This window comes from Novosphingobium sp., from assembly GCF_041905565.1.
In the GTDB taxonomy this organism is placed as follows: Bacteria; Pseudomonadota; Alphaproteobacteria; order Sphingomonadales; family Sphingomonadaceae; genus Novosphingobium.
In genome coordinates, this window is the sequence record NZ_JAYRKX010000015.1 from 71,076 (window position 1) to 94,736 (window position 23,661).

General features: G+C 66.6%; 25 protein-coding genes, 1 tRNA gene and 1 pseudogene. 15 read left to right on the plus strand and 12 right to left on the minus strand.

Features of this window, described 5'->3' with window-relative positions:
• Positions 1 to 54: 54 nt before the first annotated feature.
• The 4 genes from ACE3N9_RS12745 to ACE3N9_RS12760 all read right to left on the minus strand — a co-directional run bounded on the left by ACE3N9_RS12745 (position 55) and on the right by ACE3N9_RS12760 (position 2,830).
• Positions 55 to 993 carry a PAN domain-containing protein gene (locus tag ACE3N9_RS12745; RefSeq protein ID WP_374284123.1) on the minus strand — a complete coding sequence of 313 codons (939 nt, stop codon included), beginning with the start codon at positions 991 to 993 and terminating at the stop codon, positions 55 to 57.
• 11 nt (positions 994 to 1,004) lie between these two features.
• A complete protein-coding gene (locus tag ACE3N9_RS12750; protein WP_374284124.1) occupies positions 1,005 to 1,409 on the minus strand; it encodes a hypothetical protein in 405 nt (134 codons plus the stop codon).
• A complete protein-coding gene (locus ACE3N9_RS12755) occupies positions 1,406 to 1,591 on the minus strand; it encodes a hypothetical protein (protein WP_374284125.1) in 186 nt (61 codons plus the stop codon). The genes ACE3N9_RS12750 and ACE3N9_RS12755 overlap by 4 nt, the downstream gene beginning before the upstream one ends.
• A gap of 78 nt (positions 1,592 to 1,669) precedes the next feature.
• Complete coding sequence (locus tag ACE3N9_RS12760) at positions 1,670 to 2,830, minus strand: helix-turn-helix transcriptional regulator (protein WP_374284127.1); 1,161 nt, start codon at positions 2,828 to 2,830, stop codon at positions 1,670 to 1,672.
• 94 nt (positions 2,831 to 2,924) lie between these two features.
• On the opposite strand from ACE3N9_RS12760, the gene ACE3N9_RS12765 reads away from it, so the two are divergent.
• The 3 genes from ACE3N9_RS12765 (at position 2,925) to ACE3N9_RS12775 (ending at position 6,220) form a co-directional block, all read left to right on the plus strand.
• A complete protein-coding gene (locus tag ACE3N9_RS12765) occupies positions 2,925 to 3,683 on the plus strand; it encodes a hypothetical protein (protein ID WP_374284129.1) in 759 nt (252 codons plus the stop codon).
• Between the two features lie 35 nt (positions 3,684 to 3,718).
• On the plus strand, positions 3,719 to 4,255 hold the full coding sequence (locus ACE3N9_RS12770; protein ID WP_374284130.1) for a DUF3558 family protein: 537 nt from the start codon (positions 3,719 to 3,721) through the stop codon (positions 4,253 to 4,255).
• A 147-nt stretch (positions 4,256 to 4,402) separates the two neighbouring features.
• On the plus strand, positions 4,403 to 6,220 hold the full coding sequence (locus tag ACE3N9_RS12775; protein WP_374284132.1) for a DUF885 family protein: 1,818 nt from the start codon (positions 4,403 to 4,405) through the stop codon (positions 6,218 to 6,220).
• A 3-nt stretch (positions 6,221 to 6,223) separates the two neighbouring features.
• Here ACE3N9_RS12775 and ACE3N9_RS12780 read toward each other — a convergent pair whose 3' ends face one another.
• Positions 6,224 to 7,207 carry a glutathione S-transferase N-terminal domain-containing protein gene (locus tag ACE3N9_RS12780; RefSeq protein ID WP_374284133.1) on the minus strand — a complete coding sequence of 328 codons (984 nt, stop codon included), beginning with the start codon at positions 7,205 to 7,207 and terminating at the stop codon, positions 6,224 to 6,226.
• Between the two features lie 92 nt (positions 7,208 to 7,299).
• On the opposite strand from ACE3N9_RS12780, the gene ACE3N9_RS12785 reads away from it, so the two are divergent.
• The gene (locus ACE3N9_RS12785) at positions 7,300 to 8,166 is read left to right on the plus strand and encodes a MipA/OmpV family protein (RefSeq protein ID WP_374284134.1); all 867 of its coding nucleotides are present in this window, start codon (positions 7,300 to 7,302) and stop codon (positions 8,164 to 8,166) included.
• On the opposite strand, the gene ACE3N9_RS12790 is transcribed toward ACE3N9_RS12785, so the two are convergent.
• From ACE3N9_RS12790 to ACE3N9_RS12800, 3 genes are read right to left on the minus strand one after another with little or no spacing between them, the layout of a single operon-like run.
• Positions 8,163 to 9,020: an enoyl-CoA hydratase-related protein gene (locus ACE3N9_RS12790; RefSeq protein WP_374284135.1), complete on the minus strand. Its 858-nt coding sequence runs from the start codon at positions 9,018 to 9,020 to the stop codon at positions 8,163 to 8,165. The genes ACE3N9_RS12785 and ACE3N9_RS12790 overlap by 4 nt on opposite strands.
• 1 nt (position 9,021) lies before the next feature.
• Positions 9,022 to 10,233 (minus strand): cytochrome P450, encoded by a 1,212-nt coding sequence (locus ACE3N9_RS12795; RefSeq protein ID WP_374284136.1) that lies wholly within the window; start codon positions 10,231 to 10,233, stop codon positions 9,022 to 9,024.
• A 2-nt stretch (positions 10,234 to 10,235) separates the two neighbouring features.
• Entirely contained in the window at positions 10,236 to 11,597 is a 1,362-nt protein-coding gene (locus ACE3N9_RS12800; protein WP_374284137.1) for a flavin-containing monooxygenase, read from the minus strand.
• A gap of 178 nt (positions 11,598 to 11,775) precedes the next feature.
• On the opposite strand from ACE3N9_RS12800, the gene ACE3N9_RS12805 reads away from it, so the two are divergent.
• The 9 genes from ACE3N9_RS12805 (at position 11,776) to ACE3N9_RS12845 (ending at position 18,794) form a co-directional block, all read left to right on the plus strand.
• Complete coding sequence (locus tag ACE3N9_RS12805; protein WP_374284138.1) at positions 11,776 to 12,177, plus strand: hypothetical protein; 402 nt, start codon at positions 11,776 to 11,778, stop codon at positions 12,175 to 12,177.
• A gap of 43 nt (positions 12,178 to 12,220) precedes the next feature.
• Entirely contained in the window at positions 12,221 to 12,667 is a 447-nt protein-coding gene (locus tag ACE3N9_RS12810) for a hotdog fold thioesterase (RefSeq protein WP_374284140.1), read from the plus strand.
• Complete coding sequence (locus tag ACE3N9_RS12815; RefSeq protein ID WP_374284141.1) at positions 12,664 to 13,380, plus strand: SDR family NAD(P)-dependent oxidoreductase; 717 nt, start codon at positions 12,664 to 12,666, stop codon at positions 13,378 to 13,380. The genes ACE3N9_RS12810 and ACE3N9_RS12815 overlap by 4 nt, the downstream gene beginning before the upstream one ends.
• Positions 13,380 to 13,985, plus strand: a complete 606-nt coding sequence (locus ACE3N9_RS12820) for a 2-hydroxychromene-2-carboxylate isomerase (protein ID WP_374284142.1) — start codon at positions 13,380 to 13,382, stop codon at positions 13,983 to 13,985. The genes ACE3N9_RS12815 and ACE3N9_RS12820 overlap by 1 nt, the downstream gene beginning before the upstream one ends.
• 88 nt (positions 13,986 to 14,073) lie before the next feature.
• Positions 14,074 to 15,006, plus strand: a complete 933-nt coding sequence (locus ACE3N9_RS12825; protein ID WP_374284143.1) for an NAD(P)H-dependent flavin oxidoreductase — start codon at positions 14,074 to 14,076, stop codon at positions 15,004 to 15,006.
• Positions 15,006 to 15,800, plus strand: coding sequence for an SDR family NAD(P)-dependent oxidoreductase (locus tag ACE3N9_RS12830; RefSeq protein ID WP_374284144.1), 795 nt, complete (start codon positions 15,006 to 15,008; stop codon positions 15,798 to 15,800). Before ACE3N9_RS12825 ends, ACE3N9_RS12830 begins: the two co-directional genes overlap by 1 nt.
• Positions 15,797 to 16,552 carry an N-acyl homoserine lactonase family protein gene (locus ACE3N9_RS12835; protein ID WP_374284146.1) on the plus strand — a complete coding sequence of 252 codons (756 nt, stop codon included), beginning with the start codon at positions 15,797 to 15,799 and terminating at the stop codon, positions 16,550 to 16,552. The genes ACE3N9_RS12830 and ACE3N9_RS12835 overlap by 4 nt, the downstream gene beginning before the upstream one ends.
• Before the next feature lie 10 nt (positions 16,553 to 16,562).
• Entirely contained in the window at positions 16,563 to 17,336 is a 774-nt protein-coding gene (locus tag ACE3N9_RS12840) for an enoyl-CoA hydratase (RefSeq protein WP_374284148.1), read from the plus strand.
• Between the two features lie 108 nt (positions 17,337 to 17,444).
• Positions 17,445 to 18,794 (plus strand): aldehyde dehydrogenase family protein, encoded by a 1,350-nt coding sequence (locus ACE3N9_RS12845; protein WP_374284150.1) that lies wholly within the window; start codon positions 17,445 to 17,447, stop codon positions 18,792 to 18,794.
• A gap of 16 nt (positions 18,795 to 18,810) precedes the next feature.
• On the opposite strand, the gene ACE3N9_RS12850 is transcribed toward ACE3N9_RS12845, so the two are convergent.
• Together ACE3N9_RS12850 and ACE3N9_RS12855 are read right to left on the minus strand one after the other, a co-directional pair.
• Positions 18,811 to 19,542, minus strand: a complete 732-nt coding sequence (locus ACE3N9_RS12850) for an enoyl-CoA hydratase/isomerase family protein (protein WP_374284152.1) — start codon at positions 19,540 to 19,542, stop codon at positions 18,811 to 18,813.
• Between the two features lies 1 nt (position 19,543).
• Positions 19,544 to 20,341 carry an enoyl-CoA hydratase/isomerase family protein gene (locus tag ACE3N9_RS12855; protein WP_374284154.1) on the minus strand — a complete coding sequence of 266 codons (798 nt, stop codon included), beginning with the start codon at positions 20,339 to 20,341 and terminating at the stop codon, positions 19,544 to 19,546.
• Between the two features lie 77 nt (positions 20,342 to 20,418).
• Here ACE3N9_RS12855 and ACE3N9_RS12860 point away from each other — a divergent pair.
• Together ACE3N9_RS12860 and ACE3N9_RS12865 are read left to right on the plus strand one after the other, a co-directional pair.
• Positions 20,419 to 20,492 (plus strand) — tRNA-Gly (locus ACE3N9_RS12860).
• A gap of 202 nt (positions 20,493 to 20,694) precedes the next feature.
• Entirely contained in the window at positions 20,695 to 21,903 is a 1,209-nt protein-coding gene (locus ACE3N9_RS12865; RefSeq protein WP_374284156.1) for a tyrosine-type recombinase/integrase, read from the plus strand.
• Positions 21,904 to 21,994: 91 nt separating this feature from the next.
• Here ACE3N9_RS12865 and ACE3N9_RS12870 read toward each other — a convergent pair.
• Positions 21,995 to 23,197, minus strand: a pseudogene (locus tag ACE3N9_RS12870) (IS256 family transposase).
• 256 nt (positions 23,198 to 23,453) lie between these two features.
• Positions 23,454 to 23,661 (minus strand): hypothetical protein (locus tag ACE3N9_RS12875; RefSeq protein ID WP_374284158.1); only part of this gene is annotated, 208 nt, incomplete at its 5' end.

A 23,661-nucleotide genomic window follows, 5' to 3' on the forward strand; every position in this document is an offset into this window, starting at 1 on the left:
GTACGGCGGGGCCGGTGGGTCGCGAACCGGGCGCCGGGTAGGGAACCGCCGCGCTCAGCGCGGGTCGACGATCCCCGACATGGTGAAGTTGTCAGACACGGCGGTCATGGCCACAGTGCTTTTCTGATAGCACATCGCCGTTCCGCCCCGGGCCCGCGGGTCGACCCAGGTATAGCCCTTGCATTGGAAATTCTGCGCGCAGCGGCGCGCACATTCCGCCCCCTGGTCGTTCGCGGTGGGGCCAGCGGCCTCGACGATGTCCCCGCCGGGAAAGTTCATCCGGGGCAGCGAGCGGAAGCGGAACGGCTGGAACTGGCGATTGAGTCGGAACCAGCCGAATGTCTCCGCGGCGCGGGCATTGGGCTCGGTCATGACATCGTCCTTGGGACGGCTCAGCTGGAAGCGCTGGGCCAGGCTGTCGTTGCACTGCTCCATTACCAGTTGCACCCCATCGCGCGGGGTACCGCCCTGCGCGGTCCAGCACCGGCCATCGGCGGCGCGAACCTCGAACTGATCGGCCCCGCCGCGCCGGCGCAGGCGCCAAGTCTGGTCCGCCGCGCCCGCCAGCGCCGGATTTCCGGCCGCTTCCGGGCGGGTCCCGCAGTCCAGTTCATCCACCGCCGGCGCGCCGAACACCACGTTGCGGGCCAGGGTCAGGCATTTCTGGCGGGTCTGGATCCGCCAGGTCACCGGGCTGGCCAGGGTCAGCGGCGCGGTGGTCAAGCCATTGGGCACGAGTTCGATCATCTGGTCGAACAGGTCCGGCCCGCAGGGCCGCAGCACCAGATGCGGCACGATCGCGCGGGTCAGGCCGGATTCCCGGGTCAGGCAAAGCTGGGTGGACGGCAGCTTGATCTGGTAAGTCCCCGGCGCGGGATCGGTCCAGGTATCGGGCCCCAGGAACCCGCCGGTGACGAAATCGGCCAGCACGGCCGTGGGGGCGAGCGCGGCGAGAGCGAGGGCGGTCAGGGCGCGGCGGGTCAATCGTGACATGGATCGTGTCCTTACTTGAGCGGGGGGATCGGCGGCGGGCGCCATTCGGCCTGCCCTTGCCCATCGCCAGACGCGGCCTGGCCGCAGGCGGCATCGCGCAGTGGCGGGATCGGCGGCGGGCGCCATTCCGCCGCGCCGCCACGGTCCTGCGCGGCGGGGCCGGGCCCCACCACCGGACCACCCTTGCGCCCCGGACCGCCGGTCATGACTGGGCCCTGATCGGGCACGGGGTAGCCAGCTTCAGCCTGTCCTGCCGGGCAGCCCTCGTCAGGCCCGCTGGCCGGCTTCAGCGCATCGCGCCGCACGGACTTTGCCTTGGCCTGCGGCGCGGAGAAGCGCACCTTGCCACCAACAGCAATTGCCGGGCCATGGGCGGCCAGCGCCACCGCGGCGAGCGAAAGCAACAGCCCCCTCATGGCCGCGCGATCCCGCTGACCACCAGTCCGGCCACCGTCGCGCTCGCCCCCATGAGCTGCGCAGGCTTTTCAATGGCTGGCTTCAGCACGGCGGGGGCCTGCTTCATCCCCAGCTGCGCCTGCGCGCCGCCAGCCAGCAACAAGGCTGCGAGCACGATGAGTGAGACGGCTTTTCCGGCCACGGCTGTTTCCTTTCCCGTCGATCCTGCCGGAGAGGATGCAGGCGTCGCCGGGAAAGGGCGCTACCCGTTCGGGTAGGTTCAGCCGATCGGCGAGGGCAGGTCGCCCACGGGCAAGCCGCTGGCCCAGTGGATCGGCGAGGCGTTGACCAGCTGCACCAGCTGCGATTGCCGGTTGCACCCGGTCTTGGCGAAAATGCCCTTGAGCAGGAACCGCGCGGCATTGAGCGAGACGCCCCGCAGGGTGCAATAGTCTTCCAGGCGGCCGCCTTCGGCCAGCAGCAGCGCCAGGCGGGCTTCGGCATGGGTCAGGCCGAACCATTCACGCACCCGGTCAACCCCTTCCTCGCTCACCTTGGGGTTGTGCGCGGCCACCACCATCAGGCGCGCTGCGCCGCCGGCCTGGCTCAGCCCGCCCATGCGGTCGGGATCGATCCGCATGGCCATGGCGGCCAGGCCATCCAGGCCGCCGCGCTGCAGCCGGAACGGGTGGCAGTGCTGCAAGCTGGCGGGATCGACCAGCCGCAACAGGTGTTCGCGCAGCGGGCTGGCAAAGCGGACCTGGCCCGACACGTCCGCCAGGTGGAAGGTCTCGATCAACGCTCGGCCGTGCGGATTGGCATAGACCAGCCCCAGCCGTTCATCGAGCAGCAGCACGGCGGACGGCGCCAGTTCAAGCGCGGCAATGCTGTTGGCGGCGGCCAGTTCGGCTTCGCCGATCCGGCGCGAAATCCGCACCGCGCGCTGGATGTGCGGGATCAGCAGGGCCACCGCTTCCTCCAGCCGGCTGACGTCGCAATCGGGCGGCCCCGGCAGGCACAGCCCAAGATGATCGATCGACTGCCGGTCGAGCGACCCGAGCAGCGCCACCTGCATCCCGAACATCGCCAGAAAATCCCGGTAGAACGGACTTTCGATGAATTCCGCGCGATCGACCAGGTGATCGGAATGGGTAACCGATCCGATCGGCATGCCGTGACCGCGCACGCTCCACAGGTTGCGTCCGGCAAACATCTGGACATAGGCCGCGCGGGCCATTTCATGGACCCCGCTGGCGGCGATGAAGCGTCCGCCGCCCGGTTCGGTGCGTTCCCACACCAGCATCGCCACGTCCCAGCGCGCCCGGCCGAACCGGTTGACCAGCCCGGTCAGCGCCAGATCCCAGTGCACGGGGCTGAGCGACGCCTCGTAAATGTCCGAGACGACTGCATTGAAATCAGTGGTTTCGACCAGTCCTGCCATCCCTGCGCAGGGCGTAACACCGCTCTACCCGTTTGGGTAGCGCCCAATCGGCACCGGCAGGCGAATAGAACTGCACCCGATGGGAGACCCCGCGATGTCCGCATTTCGCCACGCCGTGATCGCCGCCCTGCTGACCGCAGCCAGCGCTGCATCGGCGCAGACTGTGCTCAAGCTGCCCATGCCAGGCAGCCGCGCGATCGCCCCTCAAGACGCGCCGCGCGCCAGTGTGGAGCAACTGGTACCCAGTGCCGCCGATGGCCGCCTGGCCCGGTTCGAGCTGGACAGCGACGGTTCGATTACCCCGGCCAATGCCGCGCTGCTGCTGGCCCATGTTCCGGCGGCAAGCGACGTCATGTTCGAAATCCCCTTCAAGGTGGCGGTGCCGGGCCTGCAGCGGATCGAGGTCGATTGCGCGCTGGTCGCCTTCGGCCTCAACCTGGGCCTTATGCCGTCAGGCCCCGGCAAGGTGCTGGGGCGCACCTGGCATGGGGCCGCCCTGTCTGGCCCGGCGTCCGGCACACTGCGGCTGGGGATCGCGCGGGCTGAAAAGGCCGCCCCGGATGATGGCGTTGCCGCTGCCGCTGGCGCGCTCGCACAGCGGGTGATCGGCGGCGGTCAGGACACGCCGAGCGCGAACCGCTTCGCCGCCTTGTGCGAATTGACCGCATCAGGAACCTGGCAGGGCACCGCCTGGCGCAGCGTGACTGATCCGACCCTGGCGCTCGGCACCTTGGAACGCGCCAGGTCGGTGATGTTGCTCGACACCGGCAAGGGCCTGCGCTGGACCAGCCAGCCGCTTGTCACCACCCCTGCAACGATCGTTGCCGCCGTTCCCCCGGGGCTGCTGCCCTGACCGTGTCCAGACCCACCATCAAGCGAGGCCCATCGATGCGCTACACCACCCTGCTGCCGCTCCTGCTGCTCAGCGCCTGCGGACAGCAATCCGACCAGACCGCCGAAGCGCGCCCCGTTCCGCGGGCATCGCGCGGGCCTGCGGCCCCCGCTCCGGTCCCGGCGGCGGCGCTGATGGACAAGGCCGCGCTGGCCCAGCCCTGCCTGCTCAGCGCGGCGCAGGTCGGCGCGGCGCTGGGCATCAAGATCGACAAGACTGAACCGGAAAGCCTGGGCGACATGGCGGGTTGCTCCTACCGCGGGCCCCGAGGCACGTTGCGGCTGAACTTCATCTGGCACGATCCGGCCTATTTCCCGATGGCCACCCAGGCGACCCGCCGGACCCGTCCGGGCGACAAGATCGACCTGCCCGGCGATCCCGACCACGCCTGGATGCAGTTCGACGCGCCGAATGGCGGCAACCTGCACTATTATCGCAAGAACGTGGAAGTCGAACTGGTCACAGTCCTGACCCCAGCGCCCAGTCGCGCCGCGACCCAGGCCGCCTTGCTGAAGCTGCCGCGGGTGCCGTGACCGCGCGCCACCGGTCGAAACCGGCGCGCCGTTGGTCGAGCAGGGCTTGGCCCCGGACGCGGTGAAAACAAGGGCTTGAGCAGGTCTGGTTGGTGTATTATATCATCAACACAGCTTGACTGCTCGCGCCCTGAAGGAACCCGCCCGATGACCACGCTTCGCTCGTTTTTCGCCGCCGCGCTGCTGGCCGGCACCGCTGGCCTGCCCGCCGCCCCCGCTCTGGCCGAGGCCGCCCCTCCCGTCGCTACGGTTCAGAGCGAACACGACCGCCTGTTTGCACTGTTCGCCGCTTCGGACGAAGCCAGCCTGAAGCGCAACCCGCTGTCCGCGCTGTTCCGCGGCGACATGCGCTATGCCGACCGGCTGGGCGATTTCCTGACGCCCGAATACAACGATGCCGAGCGCAAGGCCGCGCAGGACGAGCTGGCCGAACTGGGCCGGATCAACCGCGCCAGCCTCAATCCGACCGACCAGATCGCCTATGACGTGTTCAAGCGCGACCGGCAGGAAACGCTGAAGGGGCTGACCCCGCAGATCCTGGCGCTGACCGAAGTGCGCCCGATCAACCACTTCTTCGGGTTCCACACGTTCTATCCGACGCTGGCCAGCGGCAACACCGGGATCCCGTTCAAGACGGTCGAGGACTATGAGAACAACCTCAAGCGGCACGCCGACTATGTGAAGCTGATCGACCGCTCGATCGCCAAGTTCAAGGAAGGCGAAGCAAGCGGGGTGGTCGAAACGAAGATGACGATCCGCAACGTCATCGAACAGCTCGACACCCAGCTCAAGCAGGCGCCCGAAGACAGCCCCTATTGGGAGCCGATCAAGCAACTGCCGGACACTTTCAGCCAGGCCGACAAGGACCGCCTGACCGCGCGTTACCGCGAGGTGGTGGCGGGCCAGGTCTATCCCGCCAACCAGCGGCTGCGCGATTACCTGCGCGACCAGTACCTGCCCAAGGCGCGCGACACCTTTGGCCTGGCGCAGATGAAGGGCGGCAAGGCGCTGTACCTGCAGCAGGTCGAAAGCACCACGACCCTGCCGCTCAAGCCCGACTACCTGCACAAGCTGGGGCTGAGCGAGGTCAAGCGCATCCTGGGCGAGATGGAGAAGGTCAAGGCGGAGGTCGGCTTCAAGGGCTCCCTCGCGGAATTCTTCCAGTTCATCCGCACCGACCCGCAGTTCAAGCGCAAGAGCCGCGAGGAGCTGACCCAGCGCTATTATGACATCGGCAAACTGGTCGATGCCAAGGTGGGAGACTATTTCAAGGTGCTGCCCAAGGCGCCGCTGAAGATCAGCCCCTACGAGGAATTCCGCGAGAAGTTCGAGGCCGGCGGCTCGTACCAGCAGGGCACGGCGGACGGCAGCCGCCCGGGCACTTTCTATTTCAACGCCTATGACCTGCCCAGCCGCACCACGCCGGGCGAAGTGACGCTGTACCTGCACGAAGGCGCGCCGGGCCATCATTTCCAGATCAGCCTGGCCCAGGAAAACGAGGCCCTGCCCGCCTTCATGCGGTTCGGCGGCAACACCGCCTATGTCGAAGGCTGGGCGCTCTATGCCGAAACGCTGGGCAACGAGATGGGGTTCTACAAGGACCCGTGGTCGCGCATGGGCACGCTGGACGATGAAATGCTGCGCGCGATGCGGCTGGTGGTCGACACCGGAATCCACTGGAAGGGCTGGACCCGCGATCAGGGCATTGCCTACATGCTGGCCAATTCCAGCATGGGCAAGACCGACGCCACCGCCGAGGTCGAGCGCTATATCGCCATCCCCAGCCAGGCGCTGGCCTACAAGGTCGGGGCGCTGACCATCCAGCGGCTGCGGGCCAAGGCCGAAAAGGCGCTGGGCGCGAAGTTCGACATCCGCGAATTCCACAGCCAGGTGCTGGGCACCGGCGCGCTGCCGCTGTCCGTGCTGGAAAGCAAGATCGACGCCTGGATCAAGGCATCGAAGTAAGCGTCACGGGGCCAGCAGCGCCAGCCAGGCTGGCCCCAGCACGCCGTCTGCCGCATCGCGCGCCGCGCCGTCCAGCGCGGCGTAGCGGCTGCGCAGCTCGCGCAGGCATTTCAGCTGGTACTTGAACACCCCCTGTTCATAAGGCAGCCCCATCGCTTCCATGCGGAACGTCTCGGCCCCGGCTTCGGCCGCATCCTCGTTGGCGCGCAGGAAGGGAACGTAGACCTCGCCCGCCACGCGGACCAGTTCTGCCACAACCGGGGCAAAGCCTGCCTCCCACGCGCCGTCCACCCCGCTCATGTCGTCGATGTGGGCCAACCACCGGTAGGTATAAGGATAGTCCGCCCGCATCATCGCCTGCGGGGTGGGATCGGTACCCAGCTGCGACAGCTGGCCGAATATCCCGAATTCGGCCAGGCTGGGCCGCGTCCCGAACAGGCAATGGCGGTTGACCACGTGGGCTTCCAGCGCGGCCAGCACCGCGCGGGTGCTCGCCTCGATCAGCGGGAAATTCTCGCGCGTGCAGCCGACCAGCGCCATGCGTGACACCTGCCGGGCGCGGAACTGCTCGGCAAAGGCCTGGCTGGTCGCCAGCCCCCCACCTTTCAGGTTGTCGAAGGCCAGCCAGCGGCTCATCTGCACCTGGTCGACGTCCTCCAGCCAGCGATAGCCGAACATCGCCTTGGTCAGCCATTCGTCGGCGAAATCCTCGAGCAGGTGGGCGATGAAGGCCTGGGCCGGATCATCCGGCACGATCCGCCGTTCGGTGTGGCGCGCCTCAAGATCATAGATCACCGGGGTCGAATCGTTGTCGTAATGCCCATCGGGATAGCGCAGCACCGGGATGACGGGTGCGCGGACCTGGGTCAGCGCCTCGCGCGTGGCGGCGCCGTCCTGCCAGATGTGGACCAGCCGCCGGTAGCGCAGCACCGCCCGCAGCTTCATCGAATAGGGCGAACCGAGCGCCCCGTAGAGTATGTAGGTCATGCCTGATCCTGCTCCTTGCCCCAAGGTACACTTGTCCGCCTGCGCCGCGCGACTATATTGCGGATCGGGGGATTGATTTGAAAGGCCATTTCATGCCCGGCTCCCGCGTACTGCCCGCTTTCGCCCTGTCCGCTGCCGCGCTGGCGCTTGCCGCAGCCGCCAGCCCGACCCTGGCCCAAGCGCCCGAACGCGCCGGTCCGCCCGCCGGCCTGCGCGATGACGGCGGCGACCGCCTGACCATCGGTTTCGGCCTGGGCGCGGCGCCTGACTATGAAGGGTCGAACGATTACCGCCTGCAGCCCGGCGGGATCCTGCAAGGACGCGTTTCGGGGATCGAATTCCAGATGCGCGGGCTCAACCTCTATACCGACGTGATCGCTGATCGCCCCGGTGCCAGGACCCGGCTGGTGCTGGGCCCGGTCGCGCAGCTGCGGCTGGAGCGCAACGGCGATGTTGACGATCCGCGCGTCGCCGCGCTGGGCACGCGCAAGACGGCGGTGGAACTGGGGCTGACCGCCGGAATCAGCCAGCGCGGGGTGCTGATCCCACCCGCCAGCCTGAACTTTGACGTGACCCTGCTGCGCGACGTGGCCGGAGCGCACCGCAGCCACGTGATCACCCCGACACTGTCGCTCAATTCGCCGGTTTCGCAGCGCGGCTTTGCCCGGCTGGGCGTGTCGGCCGATTTCGTCGGCAAGGGCTTTGCCCAGTATTACTATGGCGTGGCCCCCGGCATGCCGCTGCCCGCCTACACACCCACGGGCGGCGGGCTGAAAAGCGTGGGCGGATCGCTGCTTTACACCCACGATCTTGCCGGCGAACCGCGCAAGGGCTGGGGCCTGTTCATGCTGACCAATTACAAGCGCATGCAGGGCGATTTCGCGCGCAGCCCGCTGGTCGGCACTGCGGGCAGCAAGGGCCAGGTCTTTGCCGTGGCGGGGCTGTCCTACAGCCTTTAACTGCCTTGCGGCCACCACGGCGTGTCCGGCATGTCGGCGCTGACCCGCAAGGGGAAGTCAGGCGCGCGCTTTTCAAGAAAGGCGGCCACCCCTTCGTGGACGTCCGCCTTGGCCCCCAGCGCGATGTTGAGCGCCGCATCGACCGACAGCGCACCTTCTGGCCCGGACTGGGTGGAAAAGCGCCACAGCATCCGCCGGGTCAGCGCCAGCGCCACAGGTGAACAGTTAGCGGCGATTTCCAGCGCCAGTTCGCGCGCGCGGGTTTCCGCTTCGCCCGCCGGGACCACTTCGCTGACCAGCCCGGCGTCCAGCGCTTCGTCCGCGGGGACCAGCGCCCCGGTAAGACACCACTTCAGCGCGGTCGACAGGCCGACCAACTGCGGCAGGAACCAGGCCGAACCGGCTTCGGGCACCAGCCCGCGCCGGGTGAAGACGCAGCCGAATTTTGCGTTTTCCGCCGCAACGCGGATGTCGCAAGGCAGGGTCAGCGTCAGCCCGACGCCCGCCGCCGATCCGTTGAAGGCGACCAGCGAAGGCTTGCGGCAATTCATCATCGCCTGGATGAAATTGCTGTCGCCGCGCGCGCCGTCACCCCCGCCGAAGTTCTTCGCGCCCTCGCCATTTTCGGTGTCGAAGGCCCCGGCCCCGGCCGAGACATCCGCCCCGGCGCAGAACACCCGGCCGGTGTGGCCCAGCACCACCACCCGCACGGCGTCGTCGGCATCGGCCTCGGCAAAGGCGCGGGCCAGTTCGGCGCCGAGCTCGCTGGTATAGGCGTTGAGCACTGCGGGACGGTTCAGGCGGATCCACAGGATCGGCCCTTCGCGCTCCACCAGCAGGGTCTGGTAGTCCATCTCAGTCAACCGCGATGCTGACCGGCATGGCGGTGAAGCCGTGCAGGAACGGGCTGGCTAGCCGGGTCGGCGCACCCTGCGGAACGATCCGCCAGCGCCGATCAATGATCTCTTCGATCAGGGTGTCGAGCTGGATTTCAGCCAGCCGCGCGCCCACGCAGCGGTGAATGCCGTGGCCGAAGCCAAGGTGGCGGCGGGCATTCTCGCGGCCCACATCGTAACGCTCGGCATCCTTGAACACGGCTTCGTCGCGGTTGGCCGAGATGTACCACAGCACGATCTTTTCGCCCGCCTTGAGGCTTTGCCCGCCCAGCTCCGCGTCGCGAGTCAGCGTGCGGCGCATGTGGGTAACGGGCGATTGCCAGCGGACGATTTCCTGCGCGGCATTGGGGATCAGCGCCTTGTCGGCGCGCAGCCGGTCCAGCTGATCGGGATACTTGTGCAGCGCTTCGACCAGCCCGCTCATCGAATTGCGGGTGGTGTCATTGCCGCCGACGATCAGCAGGGCGATATTGGCGATCCGTTCCAGCGGGGTCAGGTTGCCCATCGCTTCGGAATGGATCATCCGGCTGAGCAGATCGTCCGCCGGGGGCTGGGCGCGGCGCTGTTCCAGCAGCTGGTCGAACCGGGCCAACATGACGCCCATTTCCGCGAAGAAGGCCTGCGAATACTCCTCGGTCATCACCTCGGGCGAGACGTTGCTGGCCATGTCCGACCACTTGCGCAGGGAATCGCGTTCCTCCCACGGAAAGTCGAGCACGATCGCCAGCATGCCGATGGTCAGCGGCACGGCGACCTGGTTGACCCAATCGATGGTTTCCCCGACCGGCAGGGCATCGAGCAGTTCCTTCGTCCGCTCGCGCACCTGGCGTTCGCGGTGCAGCATCTGGCTGGGGGTGAAGGCCGCGGCAACCACGCGGCGCTGCTCGGTGTGGCGCGGCGGGTCCATCGCGATGAAGTTCGGAAATTCGCCGCCCGCGACGCCTTCGGCAATCGTGATGTTGCCGAGCTGCGAGGAATAGGTCGCCGGATCAAGCTCGACCTGCTGGATCAGCTCGTGCGAGGCGACCGACCAATAAGGGCCATAGGCGCTGTCTTCGCGCCAACTGACCGGAGCATCGGCGCGCAGGCGGGCGAAGGGTTCGCGCCATGTGTCCTCGGTATAGAGCGCGCTATCGCTGACATCGACGGGGTTGAGTGCACGGGCTGCCATGGTCAAGCATCCTCCAGTTCGCGCGGCCTGACCGGCAGCGCATTGCCCTTAGCCCGGGCGCGCGCGGCGCCCTTGGCCAGTTCCTTGCCCAGCGCCCGGACGTAGTGATCGAAGTCGAGCTGGATCGTGTGCCGCCTCGCCTGGTAATACTGCCCGGTGTAATACTGCTCGTCCGCCTGGATGATCCGTTCCATTTCAGCCGGTTCCGGCGGCAGGTACTGCCCCGCCAGGTAGGCGGCGACCAGCTTGCTCTGCTGTTCGGCAAAATTGACCAGCGTGGGCAGCGGCTGGGCCAGGCCCATGTAGAACAGGTCCGGCACCCCGGGCTTCATGATCCGCTTGTACAGCGGCGGCGGGCGATTGTCGGCATCGGCGGTGAAGGCCGGGTCCTTGAAGAACGGGAAGCGGATGTCATAGCCGGTGGCCCAGACGATCACGTCGATCTGTTCCCGGCTGCCATCGGCAAAGACCACGCCGTCGCCGTCAAGCCGTTCCACCCCGCCCTTCATCGTCAGATCGCCCGATCCGGCGCGAAGCAGGAATTCGCCCGAAACGGTGCCATGGCTTTCGAACGGGCCGATTTCGGGTTCCGGCAGACCATAGTCGCTCATCTTGCCGACCAGCTTCTTGACCATGCGTCCGCCCAGCCACTGCTTCAGCCCCTTGGGCAGCCAGGCCGGGGCCGGGTTCTTGTCGAGCGGCTGGCCCTGGTAGTACTTGGGGAAGATCCACACCCCGCGCCGGGTGGACACGAACAGGCGCTGCGCCATCGGGCGCTGCGACAGCTCGCTCGCGATGTCCATCGCGCTGTTGCCCATGCCCACCACCAGCACGCGCTTGCCGATGCAGTTCACCGGCTCGAACGGGGTGCGGTACTGGTGCGAATGGATCTGCGTGCCGTCGAAATGGCCCGGATATTCGGGAATGCGCGCCGCCCAGTGGTGGCCGTTGGCCACGGCGAGCGCGTCATAGTCCTTCACCTCGCCAGTAGAGAGCGTGATGCGCCAGCCTCCGCCGGGCTTGCGGCTTGCGTCCTCGACCCGGGTGTTGAAGCGGATGAACGGGCGCAGGCCGAAATGGTCGACATAGTCGTGGAAGTATTTGAGCAGCTGCGAATGGTGCGGATAGTCGGGCCATTCGGCCGGGACCGGATAGTCCTCGAAGGCCAGCCGCCACTTCGACGTGTCGATGTGCAGGCTCTGGTAGCAGGCCGACATGCCGTTGGGGTTGTTGTAGTACCAGGTCCCGCCGATGTCGTCCGACGCTTCGTAGATGTCGAACGGGATGCCGTAATCCTTCAGCCGCTTGGCCGTGGTGAACCCGGAGCATCCCGCACCGATGATGCAGACTTTTGGCAATGCCATTTCGCACTCTCTCCACACGGCCGTTTTGCCCGGCCTTGTCGCGGAGTATGTTTAAGCGCGCGATTAATGTCCAGTGCCCAAGAGGATACTGGACAAGTCGCCCGTGCCCGCGCATCGTGCGGACAAGCAAAGCATAATACCTCCGGGGAGAACCCTTGGGCTGGAGGAACGAAAGAGCATGACGAACACTGTTGACCCGACCGCCTGGTCGGCGCTGCTGCTTGGCCTGACCGCGATGTTCGCGGGGATCGGCGCGCTGCGCAAGCCGGGCGCCTGGCGGGTGATGATCGAAGAGGTCGAGAAAAGCCCCGCGCTGCAGTTCGTCTGCGGCATGCTGGAACTGCTGATCGGCGGGCTGGTCTATATGGCCAACCCCTGGGTGCCGAGCGACCTGCTGGCCTGCGTGCTGCGCGCGATGGGCGGGCTGATGATGATCGAGGCCTTGGCGATCCTGGGCTTTGTCGACATCTACACCCAGTTCTGGCTGCGCTCGCTCAGCCACATGCACCGCGGCTGGGCGATGACCACCGTGGCGCTGGGTCTGGCCCTGGTGGTGCCGGCGGCAACGCGGTTCCACTGAGCCAGGCTTTACAGCCTGGCCGGATTGCGGTTATTAAGTTGCAATGAGCAACCAAATGATCTGGTGGGGCGGCAAGCACCCTGACCTTGCCGCCATGACCCGTGGCGGCGAAGGGTCGATGAACAGCTGGCTGGGGATCGAGTTCGTCGATTGCGGCGACAACTGGATCAAGGCCCGCATGCCGGTGAACGAGCGGACGCAGCAGCCGTTCAAGCGGCTGCACGGCGGCGCATCGGTGGCCCTGGCGGAAACGGTCGGTTCGGTCGCCGCCAGCTGGTGCGTCGACAACACGAAGTTCGTTGGCGTCGGCATGGAAATCAACGCCAACCATATCCGCCCGGCCTATTCGGGCTGGGTCTATGCCACGGCCCGGCCCGAGGCGCTGGGGCGGACCACGCAGGTCTGGACCATCCGGATCGAGGACGAGGCCGGCAAGCTGGTGTGCATTTCGCGCTTCACCGTTGCCGTCATTCCGCTGGAGCGCAAGTGAGCGCGCCCAGCCGCTCGGTCGCCGTGATCGGCGCGGGCGACTACATCGGCGCGGCGATCGTGCGGCGTTTCGCGGCAGAGGGCTTTGCGGTCCACGCCGGACGCCGCAATGGCGACAAGCTGGCCCCGCTGCTGGGCGGCGCGGTCACGGGCCGTTCGCTCGACGCGCGCGAGCCAGAGGATGTGGCCGCCTTCCTGGCCGAGGCGGAGGCAATTGCCCCGCTGGCGCTGGTGGTGTTCAACGTCGGCGCCAACGTCCAGTTCCCGCTGCGTGAAACGACTGACCGGGTGTTCCGCAAGGTCTGGGAAATGGCCTGCTTTGCCGGCTTCGTCACCGTGCGCGAGGCGGCCAGCATCATGGCGCCGCGCGGCGCGGGCAAGATCTTCGTCACCGGCGCCACGGCCGGCCTGCGCGGCAACCCGGGCTATGCCGCTTTCGCCGCCGCCAAGGCGGGCCTGCGCGCCATGGCACAAAGCGCCGCGCGCGAACTGTGGCCGCAGGGGCTGCACGTGGCCCACCTGGTGATCGACGCCGGGGTGGATACCGCCTGGGTGCGCGAACGCCTGGCCGAGCGCGGCGGCGGCGCCGACATTCCAGAGGACGCGCTGATGCCGTCCGAAGCAGTGGCGGACGCCTATTGGTCGCTTTACAACCAGCCGAAATCAGCCTGGACGTTCGAGCAGGAAATCCGGCCATACGGGGAGAAATGGTAATGCCGCGCGAGATTGCGTTCCTGTTCGATTTCGGCAGCCCCAATGCCTATCTGGTCCACCGCGCCCTGCCGGCAATCGCGGCAAAGGGCACCGTTTCCTTCCGCTATGAACCGGTGCTGCTGGGCGGAGTGTTCAAGGCAATCGGCAACCAGAGCCCGATGCAGGCCTATGGCCATATCGGCGCCAAGGTGGCCTATGACCGGCTTGAAATGCGGCGCTTCATGACGGCGCACCACATCGACAAGTTCGTGATGAACCCGCATTTCCCGGTCAACACCCTGCTGATGATGCGCGGCGCGCTGGCCGCCCGCCGGCTGGGCTGCGAGGCCGCCTATGACGAGGCGATGTTTGCGGGCATGTGGGAACAGGGCCTCAAGCTTGACCTGCCGGACGTGTGGGAACGCGCGCTGACCGATGCCGGGCTGCCCACCGCGCAGCTGGCCGAACTGGCCGCCGATAGCGCGGTCAAGGGCGAGCTGGTCGCCAACACCGAACGCGCGGTGGCGCGGGGTGTGTTCGGCATTCCCAGCTTCTTCCTGGGCGACGAGCTGTGGTTCGGCAAGGACCGCCTGCGCGATGTGGTGGAGGCCGCCGAAGCCGCCTGAGGGGGTTGCCACGCTGCCCCGGCCCATGCACTGTGCAATTTAATCGCGCGATTGAATTTCACGCACAGGGCAGGGAGAGCCTGGGTCAATGTTCGAAAAGCTGGCACTGCCGCTGATGTGCGCCCCGATGAGCTTTGCCTCGTCCGTGCCGCTCGCCACCGCCTGCGTGCGCGCCGGGGTGGTTGCCGGCTGGCAGGGCGGCACCCTGACCCCGATGGACGAGTTCGAGCGCTATCTGGCCGCGCTGGCCGAGGCGGACGGCGCCCCGCCGATCGTCAACCTGCCCAGCCGCATCGCGACCGAACCGGAAGGCGAAGCCAAGCTCGCCCTGCTCGAAGCGCACCGGGTGCCGCTGGTCCTGTCCAGCCTGGGCGATCCATCCCGCCTGGTTGAGCGCGTCCACGGCTGGGGCGGCCGGGTAGTGCAGGACGTGACCACCATGCGCCACGCCGAAAAGGCGCTGGAAGCCGGGGTCGACGGGCTGATGGTGACCTGTTCGGGCGCGGGCGGGCACACCGGGTTCCTCACCCCGTTCGCTTTCGTTCCGGCGGTGCGGCGGATTTACGACGGGCTGCTGATCGTCGCGGGCGGGATCGCCGATGCGGCGGGCATGGCCGGCGCGCTGGCGCTGGGCGGCGATATTGCCTGCATGGGCACGCGCTTTATCGCCACGCCCGAAAGCGGGGTGGTCGACGGCCACCGCGCGATGATCGCCCAGGCCGGGATTGACCGGATCGTGACCTCCTCTGCCATGAACGGTGTGCCCGCCAACTGGATCCGCGATTCGCTCGAAGCGGTCGGCCTCGATCCGGCGCAGATCGCCGGCGGCAAGATGCCGATGCCCGAAGGCGTGCGCGCGTGGCGCGACACCTTCAGCGCGGGGCAAAGCGTTGGCCTGATCGAACAGGTCGAACCGGTCGCCGAACTCGTCGCCCAGCTCACCCGGGAATTCGCGGCACTCGCGCCGCACAGCACATGGCGCGACCGCCTGGCCGCCATCGAAACACAATGGAGCAAGTGATGAGCCAGTTCCCCCTGCCCTACAATTCGAACGATCTCAGCGGCCGCGTCGCCCTGGTTACCGGCGCCTCGTCCGGGCTGGGCGAACGCTTTGCCCGCGTGCTCGCCGCGCAGGGCGCCAAGGTGGTGGTGGCCGCGCGCAGGCTTGACCGGCTCGAAGCGCTGGCGGCCGACATCGTGGCGGCCGGCGGGCAGGCCATGGCGGTGCGGATGGACGCGACCGACGCGGATTCGCTGATCGCCGCCGTCGCCGCCGCCGAGGAACGCTTCGGCACGGTCGACATCCTGGTCAACAACGCCGGGATGCCCGACGCTCAGCGCGCCCACAAGATGAGCATCGAGCTGATCGACCAGGTCCTGGGGGTCAACTTGCGCGGCCCGTGGATCCTGGCCTGCGAAGTTGCACGGCGGCTGATCGCGGCGGGCAAACCGGGGCGGATCGTCAACATCAGCTCGGTCGCGCACCTCGAATACTTCGGCGGCGGCGCGGCGCTCTATGCCACCACCAAGACCGCCGTGGCCCGGATGACCGAGGCGCTGGCGATGGAATGGTCGCCCTACCAGATCAACGTCAACGCCATCGCGCCGGGCATGTTCACCAGCGAGATGACCGACGGCATGTTCGAGCGGATGGGCGGCAACCCCGCCCCGCACCTGCCGCGCGCCCGCGTGTGCGAGCCCGCGCAGCTCGATACCACGCTGCTTTATCTTGTTTCCCCGGCCAGCGAATGCGTGACCGGCGCGGTGATCCGCGTCGACGATGGGCAAAGCTCGACCGTGCGGCTGCGCAAGTGAGCGAAGGGGCCACCCTCTATGCCTTCAACTGCGGGTGGTTCCAGTGCCGCCCCGGTTATTTCGTCGAAGGCGACGAGGGTGACTACCTGCGCGGGCCCGTCCCCAGTTACCTGATCAGCCACCCCAAAGGCCGCGTGCTGTTCGATACCGGCATGGGGGTGCGATACCGGCGCGAGCTGGCCAATGCCCTGCCCGCCAACAAGTTCGGGCTGCAATGGTTCGAAGGGATGGACATTGCCAGCCGACTGAAAGCGATCGAGGTCGATCCCGCCAGCATCGACTGGATCGTCAATTCGCACCTCCACATCGACCATTGCGGCGGCAATGCACTGCTTCCCAATGCCAGCGTCATCATCCAGCGCCGCGAATGGGACGCCGCGCAAGCCGCGCCGGAACCGGGACTGTACGAGGCACTGGACTATGACACCGGCCAGCCGGTCAAACTGATCGACGGCGAACACGATCTGTTCGGCGATGGCACGGTGCGGATCGTGCCGACCTGGGGCCACACCCACGGCCACCAGAGCGTGATCGTGCGGCTGGCCAAGGGCGAAGTGCTGCTGGCGGGCGACTGCTGCTATACCGAACGCAACCTGGATGTGATGGTCCTGCCCCGCGCCACGGCCGATACCGAGCAGGGCCTGCTGACCCTGGAACGACTGGCCAAAGCCCGCGCCGGGGGCACGCACATCCTGTTCGGCCACGATGGCAAGCAATGGGCCAGAATCACCGAGAATATCCCTTTCGAATGAGGACAGACATATGCTGGTAACCGTGGAGCGCGACGGCGCCGTCGCCGTGGTAACGATGAACCGCCCCGAGGCGATGAACGCCCTGTCGCGCGGCCTGCGGGCCGAACTGGCGGCGGCGATGGAAGCGGTCAACGCCGATCCCGCAGTGCGCGCCGTGGTGTTGACCGGCGCGGGCACGCGGGCCTTCACCGCCGGGCTCGACCTCAAGGAGCTGGGGGTCGAAGGACTGGGCGCGGCCAATGCCGAAGAAGCGCTGGCCAACCCGGTCAAGGCGATCGAGCTTTGCGCCAAGCCGGTGATCGGCGCAATCAACGGCGTTGCCATCACCGGCGGGTTCGAAGTGGCGCTGGCCTGCGACGTCCTGATCGCATCCGAGAACGCCCGCTTTGCCGATACCCATGCGCGGGTCGGGATCATGCCGGGCTGGGGCCTGTCGCAAAAGCTGTCGCGCCTGATCGGGATCAGCCGCGCCAAGGAACTGTCGCTGTCGGGCAATTTCCTCGATGCGCAGACCGCCTGCGCCTGGGGCCTCGTCAACCGGGTGGTCCCGGCGGACGACCTGCTGGCCGTGTGCAAGCAGCTGGCCGCCGACATGGCCACTGCCGATCCCGGCATGGTCCAGGCCTACAAGGCGCTGATCGATGATGGCTTTGCCCTGCCCTTCGGCGAGGCGATGGCGCTGGAACACGCGCGCAGCTCCTCCGCCAACGCCCAGGTCGACAAGGGCGAGGTCGAGGCCCGGCGCCTGGCGGTGATGGAACGCGGGCGAACCCAGCAGGGCTGAAAAATATTGTCAGTGATACTTACCAATTGACCATGCTGCGCTCTTGGGTCAATCCCTGCCGCTGACCGGCCGCACGATCGGCCCGAACCACCGGCAGGGAGACCCGAGATGACCACCGCGCCCAACCAGGCCGCCGACGTGACGGCGGAGATTGCCCGCGTCTTTGCCGTGCAGCAGGCCCACCAATGGCAGGTCAAGGCATCCGGCGCGGCAGAGCGCAAGGCAAAGCTCGCCCGACTCAAGGCCGCGGTGGAAGCGCACGCCGATGCGATCGTCGCCGCCGTGCTCGAAGACACCCGCAAGCCCGAAGGCGAAATCCGGGTGACCGAGGTGCTGAACATCACTGCCAACATCCAGCGCAATATCGACAATCTCGATGCCTGGATGGCCCCGACCGAGGTCACCCCCTCGCTCAACCCGAACGACCGGGCGCAGATCATCCATGAAGCGCGCGGCGTCTGCCTGATCCTGGGGCCGTGGAACTTCCCGCTCGGCCTGACGCTCGGCCCGGTCGCGGCGGCGGTTGCGGCGGGCAACTGCTGCATGGTCAAGCTGACCGACCTGTGCCCGGCCACGGCCAGCGTCGCCGCCAGCATCATCCGCGAGGCGTTTGACGAAAGCGACGTGGCCCTGTTCGAAGGCGATGTCAGCGTCGCCACGGCGCTGCTCGACCTGCCGTTCAACCACATCTTCTTCACCGGCAGCACCCGGGTCGGCAAGATCGTGATGGCCGCCGCAGCCAGGCACCTCGCCAGCGTGACGCTGGAACTGGGCGGGAAAAGCCCGGTGATCATCGATCGCGGCGCCGATATCGACAAGATTGCCGCCGACCTCGCCAATGCCAAGCAGTTCAACGGCGGCCAGGCCTGCATCTGCCCCGACTATGTCTTCGTGCCCGAAGACCAGCAGGCCCGCCTGGTCGCAGGGTTCAAGGCCAACGTCGCCCGCAACCTTTATGACGAGCACGGCGCAATCCGGAAGGAAGGCATCGCCCAGATCGTCAACCAGGCCAATTTCAACCGGGTCAAGGCGCTGTTCGACGATGCCGTTGCCCAGGGCGCCACGGTCGCCGCCGGCGGCATTCTCGAAGCCGACGACCTGACCGTGCACCCGACCATGCTGACCGGCGTGACCCCGCAGATGAAGATCCTGCAGGAAGAAATCTTCGCCCCGCTGCTGCCGGTGATGACCTATGACACGCTCGACCAGGTGATCGACTATGTCGCCGCGCGCGACAAGCCGCTGGCGCTGTACATCTACAGCAACGACGATGCCGCGGTCGAGCAGGTGCTGCAGCGCACCTCATCCGGCGGGGTGACGATCAACGGGGTGTTCTCGCACTACCTGGAAAACAACCTGCCGTTCGGCGGCGTGAACCAGAGCGGGCTGGGCAGCTATCACGGCTATTTCGGGTTCAAGGCGTTCAGCCACGAACGGGCCGTCTACCGCCACCAATAGCCGCCCCGGCGAAGGCTCAGCCGAACTGGCCGCCCACCCGTTCGGCAAAGTCCGGCCCGACGCCCGCGGTGTTGACGATCTCGAACGCCAGCCCGGCATCCAGCGGCAGGTCGGCCTGCGCGCGGTAAAGCCGCTTGTAGGCCAGCACCGAATGGCGGCTCTGCCCGGCGATCGCCTCGGCCAGCTGCAAGGTCCGCGCTTCCAGCTCGGCATCGGGCACGCAGTGGTTCGCCAGACCAATCCGCGCGGCTTCCGCGCCGCTCACCGGCAGGCCGGTAAAGCTCATCTCGCGGGCTTTCCATTCACCCACCCGGCGCGGCAGGCGCTGGCTCATCCCCCAGATCGGGACCAGCGCGAACTTGCCGTGCGTATCGGCAAACGAGGCACCTTCGCCCGCCAGGATGATGTCGCCTGCCAGCGCCAGTTCCAGCCCGCCGGTAAAGCACCCGCCCTGCACCGCGACCACCACCGGTTGCTGCAACTCGGCCAGCCGCTTGACAATGCTGGACTGGTAATTGGCGCGCGGCGCCTTGGCCCCGCGCTCCTTCAGGTCGTTACCGGCGCAGAACACCGGCCCGTTGGCGCGCAGCACCACCACGCCAAGCTCCTCGCCCAGCGCCTCGATCGCATCGAGATGCTCCTCAAGCTCGCCCCACAGCGCCAGGTTCAGCGCGTTGCGCTTGTCCGGCCGGTTGAGCGTAAGCAGCGCGATGGCGCCCTGCCGTTCGAACAGCACCAGCTCGGTCATATCAGCGGTTCTCCCAGTTCGGCGCGCGCTTTTCGAAGAAAGCGGTGCGCGCCTCAACCGAATCCGCTGTCTGGCTGAGCATGATCTGCTGCCGGTCTTCCAGGCCAAAGGCATGTTCCATCGACGCCGCGTCGATGTTCAGGTTCAGCGCGTCCTTGGTCAGCCGCAGCCCCATCGGCGCGGTCAGCAGCATCTCGTCGGCCAAGGCCAGCGCCTTGCCCAGCAGGTCCTCCTGCGGGACGACTTCGCTGATGAGGCCGCACGCCAGCGCCTTGTCCGCGGTCATGAACTTGCCGGTCAGCAGGTATTCGCTCGCCACCGAGCTGCCAACCAGCCGCGGCAGGAAGTAGCTCGCCCCCATGTCGCAGCCGCCGAGGCCGATCTTGATGTAGGCCGCGTTCATGCGGATGTCGGGCGCGGCATAGCGCACGTCGCTCGCCAGCAGCAGCGAGAAGCCGCCGCCGCAGGCCGGGCCCTGCGCGCAGGCGATCACCGGCTGCGGGCACTTGCGCATGGCCTGCATCACCGCCGCGATCATCCGCTGGGTGCGCCAGCCCTGCTGCACCGGCCCGCTGTCCCCGTCGCGCTGCCAGCCGGTCAGGTCCAACCCGGCGCAAAACGCCCGCCCCTCGGCCCGCAGCACCACGACGCGCACGTCGAGCCGGTCCTGCAAGCCCGTGAAATAGTCGAGCAACGCACGGATCAGCGGCTCGTTCATCGCATTGAGCCGGTCCGCCCGGTTCAGGCTCACCACCTCCACCGCGCCCCTGCTTTCGATCGTGATCACCTGTTCGGTCATGCATCCCTCGCCTGTCTTGTTCGTTCACAGGCCAGTTGACCGCCAAGTCCCGCCATGGCAAGGGCCTTCGCACCCGAGCGGGTGTAGCTCAATGGTAGAGCAGAAGCTTCCCAAGCTTACGACGAGGGTTCGATTCCCTTCACCCGCTCCAGCCCTCCCTTCCCACAACATCCCGAAAATGCTACGAAACCCTCGGAAATCCTAGGGTTTTCACACTGCATTTGTCCCGCCAGTGCCCACCATTTCTCGCCACATCTCGCGAATCTGGGGGCCATTTGGGGGGCCAAGTGGGTTTCGCTCAATTCGAGTGCCCCCCAAGCTGGGGGCCACTCTGGGTGGAAGGGATTGAAATCGTGGCACTTACCGATGTGGCCGTCCGCAATGCTAAGCCGGCTCCAAAGCCCTACAAGATGGGCGACTCCCATGGCCTGTTCCTGCTGGTCCAGCCAACCGGCGGAAAACTCTGGCGGTTCAAGTACCGGGTTGATGGACGCGAGAAGAAGCTGGCGATTGGCCCTTACCCGGAGATTGGCTTGGGAGAGGCGCGCAGACGACGCGACGAAGCCCGGGAGGCTATGGCTGCGGGCAAGGATCCGGCTCGCGAGAAGCAACGCGATAAGGTTCGCGCGAAGGTGGAGGCCGAAAACACCTTCGCCGCTATCACTGCCGAGTTCTGTGAAAGACGAAAGCGGGATGGGCAGCGCGCATGGGCGCCAGCCACTGCAAAGCGTTGCGAGTACCTTCTGTCGATCCTGTGCGGGTCCATCGGCAATATGCCGATCGCCGAAATCGAGCCTGCCGATGTGCTGGTCGCGGTTCGCCGGATCGAAGGCAAAGGCAAACTCGAAAGCGCCCGCCGAACGCTCCAACTGGCAGGCTCGGTGTTCCGCTATGCGGTCGCCACGGCGCGCCTCAAGTCCGACCCTACGCGCGACCTCAAGGGGGCGCTGACAAGCCCCACCGTCACGCATTATGGGGCGGTCATCGACCCCACCGGTGTGGGCGAACTGCTCCGATCAATCGATGGCTACGAGGGGCAGCCTATCACCAAATTCGCGATGCAATTGGCCCCTCACGTGTTCGTCCGCCCTGGCGAACTACGGCACGCGGAGTGGTCGGAAATCGACCTGGAAGAGGCGCTGTGGACGATCCCGGCAGGGAAGACCAAGATGCGCAAGGAACATGTCGTTCCGCTCTCGCGCCAGGCCATTGCGATCCTCAAAGATGTGCAGCCACTGACCGGACCAAGCGGTTATGTCTTTCCTTCTGTCCGCACCCGTCGCCGCCCGATGAGCGACAATACGATCAACGCGGGCCTGCGCCGCCTCGGCTATGCCACCGACGAAATGACCGCCCACGGCTTCCGCGCAATGGCGTCCACGCTGCTAAACGAAAGCGGGAAATGGAACCCCGATGCCATCGAACGCGCCCTGGCTCACGGCGACACTGACAAGGTACGCGCTGCGTACCATCGCGGCGCCCACTGGAAGGAGCGTGTAGCCATGGCGCAGTGGTGGAGTGACTACCTGGACGACCTGCGGAAAGGTGCAAAATCGGTCTGACCGGCGATCTAACGGGCTGACCGCGATCGTGTCCCACGGGATGGTGTAGCTGGGGGAGGCCCCCGCTCATTTCGGCGTCAGTTTGAGCCGATCATGCGCCAGGTACGGCCGACAGCATGACGATGGGATTGTCGCTGAGGGGCGCCATTGTTTCAAGTGTCATGTTGCGGGCGCGCTGGACAGCCCATTCGTCGGACTGTTCCATGAGGATAGCACCGACGAGGCGGGTGATGGCGGCCTCGTTCGGGAAGATACCGACGACCTCAGTCCTGCGTTTGATCTCGCCGTTGAGCCGCTCGATGGGATTCGTGCTGTGCAGCTTGGCACGGTGTTCCTTGGGGAACGTCATGTATGCCAGCACATCGGGCTCGGCGTCGTCCATCAGGGTCGCCAGCTTGGGCAGTTTGGGTCGCACCTGATCCGCCACGGAACGCCATTGCTGGCTCGCGGCTTCGGGTGTTTCCTGGGCGAACGCGGTGGCGATGAACGCGGAGACGACGCGCCTGCCGCTCTTGCCGGCATGAGCCAGGGCATTGCGCATGAAGTGGACGCGGCAGCGTTGCCAGCTCGCGCACAGCAGTTTGGAGACTGCGGCCTTGATGCCTTAGTGAGCGTCCGAGATGACCAGCTTCACGCCGCGCAGACCCCTGCGCGTCAGCTTGCGCAGGAAGGCTGTCCAGAAGGGCTCTGCCTCCGAGGGGCCGATGTCCATGCCCAGCACTTCGCGGCGGCCGTCGCTGTTGACGCCGACGGCGACGATCACCGCGACCGAGACGATCCGCCCGTTCTGGCGCACCTTCACGTAGGTGGCGTCGATCCACAGGTATGGCCAGTCGCCTTCGATCGGGCGATCGAGGAAGGTGTGGACGCGCTCGTCCAACTCCTCGCACAGCCGGCTGACCTGGCTCTTCGAGATGCCATCCATGCCCAGCGCCTTCACCAGATCGTCGACCGAGCGGGTCGAGATCCCCTGGATGTAGGCTTCCTGGATCACCGCCGTCAGCGCCCGCTCGGCCATCCGGCGTGGTTCGAGAAAGCCGGGGAAGTAGCTGCCCTTGCGCAGCTTGGGGATGCGCAGTTCGACCGTGCCGGCCCGCGTCTGCCAATCACGCTCACGGTGGCCATTGCGCTGGACAAGCCGAGCTGGCGACTTCTCCCCATAGCCCGCACCAGTCAGGTTGCCGACTTCCATCTCCATCAGCCGCTCGGCAGCAAACGAGATCATGTCGCGCAAAATATCTGCGTCCGGGGTCTTCTCCACCAGCGAACGCAAGTGCATCATCGGATCGGTCATCGTGGTTCCTTCCGTCAGGTTCGAGTGTCGCAACCCAAACCTATCCGAAAATCACGGTGACCACCTCAGCACTCAGCTACACCACCCCGTGGGACACGATCCTGACCGCAGGCAACAGGCGCGCAAATCGCGACTTGCCCGCAATACGTCAGGATAGACCATTGTTATCGCTGTATTTATCCCCCAGCAGGCGCGATTGCAAATCGCGATTTGCAGGCAAATCAGTTTGACACCAGACCGATATTTCCCATTTTCCTCAATCCTGCCAATAACTTGCACCTGGCAGTCCACTGCGTAGGGTGTGCTTGTCAAACAACTGCAGATCCAGGTTCGATCCCTTGGTCACGTCCGTCAACGTGGTGTAATTTCGGCGGTGGCCCTGGGTCATCGTCAGGCGGCCTTTGCGGTGATGTGTAGTGGCTGATTTTCCTCCTCGATCATGGATTGGTTGAGTTCGGCCATAC

Excerpts from the sequence above, each read along its gene's own strand:
- ACE3N9_RS12775 (WP_374284132.1), top strand. The coding sequence starts at position 4,403 with ATGACCACGCTTCGCTCGTTTTTCGCCGCCGCGCTGCTGGCCGGCACC.
- ACE3N9_RS12825 (WP_374284143.1), top strand. The coding sequence starts at position 14,074 with ATGTTCGAAAAGCTGGCACTGCCGCTGATGTGCGCCCCGATGAGCTTT.
- ACE3N9_RS12855 (WP_374284154.1), bottom strand. The coding sequence starts at position 20,341 with ATGACCGAACAGGTGATCACGATCGAAAGCAGGGGCGCGGTGGAGGTG.
- ACE3N9_RS12810 (WP_374284140.1), top strand. The coding sequence starts at position 12,221 with ATGAGCAACCAAATGATCTGGTGGGGCGGCAAGCACCCTGACCTTGCC.
- ACE3N9_RS12820 (WP_374284142.1), top strand. The coding sequence starts at position 13,380 with ATGCCGCGCGAGATTGCGTTCCTGTTCGATTTCGGCAGCCCCAATGCC.
- ACE3N9_RS12760 (WP_374284127.1), bottom strand. The coding sequence starts at position 2,830 with ATGGCAGGACTGGTCGAAACCACTGATTTCAATGCAGTCGTCTCGGAC.
- ACE3N9_RS12840 (WP_374284148.1), top strand. The coding sequence starts at position 16,563 with ATGCTGGTAACCGTGGAGCGCGACGGCGCCGTCGCCGTGGTAACGATG.
- ACE3N9_RS12845 (WP_374284150.1), top strand. The coding sequence starts at position 17,445 with ATGACCACCGCGCCCAACCAGGCCGCCGACGTGACGGCGGAGATTGCC.
- ACE3N9_RS12805 (WP_374284138.1), top strand. The coding sequence starts at position 11,776 with ATGACGAACACTGTTGACCCGACCGCCTGGTCGGCGCTGCTGCTTGGC.
- ACE3N9_RS12785 (WP_374284134.1), top strand. The coding sequence starts at position 7,300 with ATGCCCGGCTCCCGCGTACTGCCCGCTTTCGCCCTGTCCGCTGCCGCG.
- ACE3N9_RS12850 (WP_374284152.1), bottom strand. The coding sequence starts at position 19,542 with ATGACCGAGCTGGTGCTGTTCGAACGGCAGGGCGCCATCGCGCTGCTT.
- ACE3N9_RS12830 (WP_374284144.1), top strand. The coding sequence starts at position 15,006 with ATGAGCCAGTTCCCCCTGCCCTACAATTCGAACGATCTCAGCGGCCGC.
- ACE3N9_RS12800 (WP_374284137.1), bottom strand. The coding sequence starts at position 11,597 with ATGGCATTGCCAAAAGTCTGCATCATCGGTGCGGGATGCTCCGGGTTC.
- ACE3N9_RS12745 (WP_374284123.1), bottom strand. The coding sequence starts at position 993 with ATGTCACGATTGACCCGCCGCGCCCTGACCGCCCTCGCTCTCGCCGCG.
- ACE3N9_RS12790 (WP_374284135.1), bottom strand. The coding sequence starts at position 9,020 with ATGGACTACCAGACCCTGCTGGTGGAGCGCGAAGGGCCGATCCTGTGG.
- ACE3N9_RS12780 (WP_374284133.1), bottom strand. The coding sequence starts at position 7,207 with ATGACCTACATACTCTACGGGGCGCTCGGTTCGCCCTATTCGATGAAG.
- ACE3N9_RS12795 (WP_374284136.1), bottom strand. The coding sequence starts at position 10,233 with ATGGCAGCCCGTGCACTCAACCCCGTCGATGTCAGCGATAGCGCGCTC.
- ACE3N9_RS12750 (WP_374284124.1), bottom strand. The coding sequence starts at position 1,409 with ATGAGGGGGCTGTTGCTTTCGCTCGCCGCGGTGGCGCTGGCCGCCCAT.
- ACE3N9_RS12765 (WP_374284129.1), top strand. The coding sequence starts at position 2,925 with ATGTCCGCATTTCGCCACGCCGTGATCGCCGCCCTGCTGACCGCAGCC.
- ACE3N9_RS12770 (WP_374284130.1), top strand. The coding sequence starts at position 3,719 with ATGCGCTACACCACCCTGCTGCCGCTCCTGCTGCTCAGCGCCTGCGGA.